The sequence below is a fragment of the Marinospirillum sp. genome (genome assembly GCF_014859565.1).
Genome location: NZ_JACUUA010000438.1, coordinates 1 through 1,418 on the forward strand (window position 1 = coordinate 1; position 1,418 = coordinate 1,418).

1 protein-coding gene is annotated in these 1,418 nt (G+C 53.9%); it reads left to right on the forward strand.

Going from position 1 to position 1,418, the window contains the following annotated elements:
* Nucleotides 1-238: 238 nt before the first annotated feature.
* Nucleotides 239-1,303, forward strand: coding sequence for a class II fructose-bisphosphate aldolase (gene fba / locus IBX50_RS20570; RefSeq protein ID WP_292258295.1), 1,065 nt, complete (start codon nucleotides 239-241; stop codon nucleotides 1,301-1,303).
* Nucleotides 1,304-1,418 lie beyond the last annotated feature (115 nt).

Sequence of the window (1,418 nt, forward strand, 5' to 3'; positions counted from 1 at the left end):
AGTACGTGGAAGGCAAGGTACTGCCCGCTGTGGCTGCTCTGGAAGCAGCAGCAAAAAATAAAGGGTAATCTGGCAGGCTCAGCGGTTGCCGGATCAGGACGCGTGAATACATCCATGTAAGCTCTGGCCGCAACGTCCTGTTGCGGACAGCCTGATCTCAGCAATCCACTGAACCGCCATGTAATACCTGCAGCACCGTTTAAATACGTTTAAAGAACTCAAATAAAAGGTAAATACTATGGCTCTGATCACCATGCGCCAGTTGCTGGATCACGCCGCCGAATACGGTTACGGCGTTCCGGCGTTTAACGTCAACAATCTGGAGCAGATGCGCGCCATTATGGAAGCAGCCAATCGCACGGATTCTCCGGTGATAGTGCAGGCTTCTGCCGGTGCCCGCAAATACGCTGGTGCGCCTTTCCTGCGCCACCTGATTCTGGCTGCCATCGAAGAGTTTCCGCATATCCCCGTGTGTATGCACCAGGATCACGGCACCAGCCCCAGTGTTTGCCAGCGCTCTATCCAGCTGGGTTTCAGCTCGGTGATGATGGATGGCTCCCTGCGTGAGGACGGTAAAACACCGGCTGATTATGACTACAATGTCGAAGTGACTCGTCGCACGGTTGAAATGGCACAGGCTTGCGGTGTTTCCGTGGAAGGTGAGCTGGGTTGTCTGGGTAGCCTGGAAACCGGTCAGGCTGGTGAAGAAGACGGCATAGGTGCAGAAGGCACTCTGTCTCATGAGCAGATGCTGACCGATCCGGAAGAAGCGGCTGACTTTGTTAAAAAGACTCGCGTGGATGCGCTGGCGATTGCCATCGGCACCAGCCACGGTGCTTACAAGTTCACTAAACCGCCCACCGGTGATGTACTGGCGATTGATCGCATCAAAGCCATTCACGCCCGTATTCCCAACACCCACCTGGTTATGCATGGTTCTTCATCCGTGCCGCAAGAGTGGTTGGAAATCATCAATGAATACGGCGGTGAAATCCCGGAAACCTACGGTGTGCCGGTGGAAGAAATTGTGGAAGGCATCAAGTATGGTGTACGCAAGGTCAACATCGACACCGATCTGCGTCTGGCCTCCACGGGTGCCATCCGTCGTTTTCTGGCAAAAAATCCTGCCGAATTCGACCCGCGCAAATACCTGAAAGAGTCTCAGCACGCCATGGCGGAAGTGTGTATTGCCCGTTATGAAGCCTTTGGTACAGCAGGCCATGCCAGCAAAATCCGTGCACTCAGCCTGGATGATATGGCAGAGCGTTACCTGAAAGGGGAGCTGGAGCCCAAGGTCAACTGATCCCCTTTCTATCTAAACCAGACTTGGGTGTCTGGTTATTGCTTATCAGGCACCCAAACACCTAATCCCTTGTCCGACACAACTCCGCTGGCATCCACAGGCTTTGCATCAGGTA

Bases quoted from the DNA above. Each gene is read 5' to 3' on its own strand.
- fba (WP_292258295.1), top strand. From the start codon at position 239: ATGGCTCTGATCACCATGCGCCAGTTGCTGGATCACGCCGCCGAATAC.